Genomic DNA, 3,748 nt, shown 5'->3' with positions numbered 1-3,748 from the left:
CTGTTCGCCTCTCCTACTAAATCTATGCCTGTTTTACTCGTAAGCCCAAATCCTTCTATATAATCGTATAATTTGCTTACACCTAATCTTCTCCCTAATTCCACAAAAACTGGGTTACATGAATTTTGTACTGCCTGTTCAAATGTCTCACTTCCATGAGGTCTGTAGGATCTCCAACATTTTATTTTCTGACCCTCAACATTCACACTACCTGTACATGTAAAATGCTCGTTTGGTTTGATTACATTTTCTTCAACTGATGCTGTAGATGTTATCAGTTTAAAGGTAGAACCCGGTTCATATGTATCACTTATAAGTGTATTTCTCCACATTTCATAATATGCGTTTATTTTTTTATCGTCGTCATAGCTTTCTAATAGCTGTTCGAAATAAGGATATATCGCCTTTGTAGGGGTATTTGGGTCGTAATCAGGCTTTGATGCCATAGCTAAAATATCTCCCGTCTTTGGATCCATAGCTATTATTTTAACTCTTTTAGCATTGTTTAATTCGTAAGCTCTTTGGGCTGCTTTTTCTGCATAGCTTTGAATCACTTCATCTATAGTAAGCACTATTCCATTTCCCTGTGTAGGCTCATAATACTGCTCTACACCTTGGTTAATTTCCCTACCAGATGCATCAGTGCTGACTATCAACTTTCCTTCTTCTCCTTGTAATTTGCTATCGTATTTTAATTCAACACCGCTCACTCCAGAGCCGTCTGCTGAAGTATGGCCTAAAACATATGATGCAAAATTCCCATATGGATAATATCTTTTTGGATCCTCTGATACCCATATGCCAGACAGAGACTGACTTTGTATTTTATCAGCTACATCATCATCTACCCATCTTTGAATTCTAACCAATGCTTGATCTGTTTTGGATACCAATTTTAGAATTTCTTCATAATCCTTATCTTTTACTATACTCGCGATTTTCTTCGCAGTCTCTTCTTTGTCCTTAACTTCAACTGGCTTACACCAAATAGTGTATTTAGTAACGCTTACAGCTAGCTCCTTCATATTTTTATCGTAAATAGTTCCTCTTTTTGCCTCTATAGGAATTTCTCTTGTCTGCTGCTCCGAAGCTTTAGTGCTGAGCCACTCACCCTTTATCAGCTGTAAATAACAGGTTCTCACTATCAATATTAAAAACAAGCTACATGCACAAATAAGAACTAATACCAATCTTTTTTTACTTTTAATCCTTATTTTTTTCATTTCATCCTCCTTTAATCGTCTACAGAAATATATCTTTTTTGATATTCTGTTGGATAAATCATATTCAATTTTGAACTAGCCTCTTCTTCTAAGTTATTTGAGCTTTTATCACCTATATTTTCTACTTCTAAAGCTTCTAATTTATTCTGCTTCTTTTTTAAATCCTTTTCCAGATAATATATATCGTATTTTAAGCTTGAAGAGATCTCATAAATACATAAATTTCCAATCCCTATCGATGCTATTAAAACGATCAAGAGTACACCTCTTTTATTTTTATTCCTTTTCCTTCTTTTATATGCTTTAAAACTCTTTATTTTTTCTTTACTTTCCTTCATATCGCGACCTCCTAAGTCTAAACATATATAGTCTCAATTAAAGAATTATTTATTTTAGATATATCCTCCTCTAAAAAAATTTCTAAAAAAATATACATATAAATACAAATTCAATTTTTTTATTTCAATATTTTTTAATATATTTTAAATTGAAACAAAAAAAATACACCTAAATTTAGTTTTATCCACTAAAATTAAGTGTATTTCTAGTATACTATTCTAATTCAAAAGCACCAGTATATAATTGATAGTATTTGCCATGTTTTTCAATAAGCTCGTCATGACTTCCACGTTCAATTATTCTACCTTGATCTAACACCATAATTACATCAGAATTTTTTATTGTAGACAATCTATGCGCTATTACAAATACTGTTCTTCCCTCCATCAATTTATCCATTCCGTCTTGAACTATTTTTTCTGTTCTAGTATCTATACTAGATGTAGCTTCATCTAATATCAATACTGGTGGATCTGATATAGCAGTTCTAGCAATTGATAAAAGCTGTCTTTGTCCTTGAGATAGATTACTTCCATCTCCTGTTAAAACAGTATTATATCCATCCTTTAGATGAGATATAAATCCATGTGCATTCGCAAGCTTAGCAGCCTTTATAACTTCTTCGTCAGTTGCATCTAATTTTCCGTATCGGATATTTTCCATTACAGTTCCAGTAAATAAATGCGTATCTTGAAGTACTATGCCTAATGATCTTCTTAAATCGTCTTTTTTGATTTTATTTATATTGATTCCATCGTATCTGATTTTTCCATCTTGTATATCGTAAAATCTATTTATTAAGTTTGTAATTGTAGTTTTTCCTGCACCTGTAGCTCCTACGAAGGCCACCTTTTGACCTGGCTTAGCATAAAGTCTTATATCGTGTAAAACTATCTTATCGTCATTATAACCGAAGTCCACACCATCGAATACTACATCTCCACTTAGCTTAGTATATGTCACAGTACCTTCTGCTTTATGAGGATGCTTCCACGCCCAAGTTCCTGTACGTTCTTCTACTTCTCTAATTTCTCCGTCTTCTTCTACGGCATTTACTAAAGTTACATATCCATTATCTACCTCTGGTTCTTGGTCTATAAGTGTAAATATTCTACCTGCTCCAGCAAGAGCCATTATTATAGAGTTAAATTGTTGAGATACTTGGCTTACTGGCATATTAAAGCTTCTAGTAAGTTGTAAAAAGGAAGCTAATCCACCTAAAGTAAGACCTCCTACACCAGTTATAGCTAAGACTGCTCCAATAGCAAGTATTAAAACATAGCTTATATTACCTATATTATTCATTATAGGCATAAGCATATTTGCAAAGCCGTTGGCATTATCTGCACTTTCAAATAATTTGTCATTTAACTCATTGAATTTACTATTTGATTCTTCCTCATGGCAGAATACTTTAACGACCTTTTGCCCCTCCATCATTTCTTCAATATATCCATTGACTGCACCTAGATCCTTTTGTTGATTTATAAAGTAATGAGAGCTTTTACCACCTACAACCTTCATAACCCTATACATAACAACTACCATCAATAAAACTAAAACTGTAAGTATTGGACTTATTACTATCATAGATATCAAAGTCCCTACTATAGTTATTACTGAAGATATAAGCTGAGGTATACTCTGACTTATCATCTGTCTTAAAGTATCTGTATCATTTGTATAAATACTCATAATATCTCCGTGAGCATTTGTATCAAAGTACTTAATCGGAAGCTTTTCCATATGCTCAAATAAATCATCACGTATGTTTTTTAATGTTCCTTGAGATATATTTACCATAAGTCTACTATATATATACGATGATATTACACCTGTATAGAAAATTGCAGCCATTATACATAATGCCTTTAATAGAGGTACAAAATTAGGGTTAGTACTTCCTATAAGAGGTACTATATAGTCATCTATTAAGCTTTTCAAAAATAAATTTCCTATAACAGAAACGATTGAACTTATAAATATAGTTATTAACACTATAAAGAATAAAAATTTATATTCCTTAAATATATAATCCATTATCCTCTTTAAAGTCTTCATAGGATTACCTTTAGGAGCGTTTGGTCTTTTGTCATTTTTACCAAATCCTCTACTCATTGTCATCAGCTCCCTTCATTTGTGATTCATAAACCTCTCTATATATAGAATTGTTTACTTTTAATTCA

3 protein-coding genes are annotated in these 3,748 nt (G+C 32.2%); all 3 read right to left on the bottom strand.

The window, feature by feature from the left end:
- The coding region (locus tag ACI3VO_RS09000) for a peptidoglycan D,D-transpeptidase FtsI family protein (protein WP_439757592.1) at positions 1–1,223 on the bottom strand (1,223 nt) is incomplete at its 3' end.
- Between the two features lie 11 nt (positions 1,224–1,234).
- Entirely contained in the window at positions 1,235–1,561 is a 327-nt protein-coding gene (locus tag ACI3VO_RS08995; protein ID WP_439757591.1) for a hypothetical protein, read from the bottom strand.
- 214 nt (positions 1,562–1,775) lie between these two features.
- Positions 1,776–3,686 (bottom strand): ABC transporter ATP-binding protein, encoded by a 1,911-nt coding sequence (locus tag ACI3VO_RS08990; protein WP_439757590.1) that lies wholly within the window; start codon positions 3,684–3,686, stop codon positions 1,776–1,778.
- Positions 3,687–3,748: the final 62 nt, after the last annotated feature.

Origin of the sequence: Intestinibacter sp. (assembly GCF_051866655.1) — a bacterium.
Taxonomy (GTDB): Bacteria; Bacillota; Clostridia; order Peptostreptococcales; family Peptostreptococcaceae; genus Intestinibacter.
The sequence above is the reverse complement of the archived record's forward strand: the minus strand, read 5'-3'. Positions and strand labels throughout refer to the sequence as shown.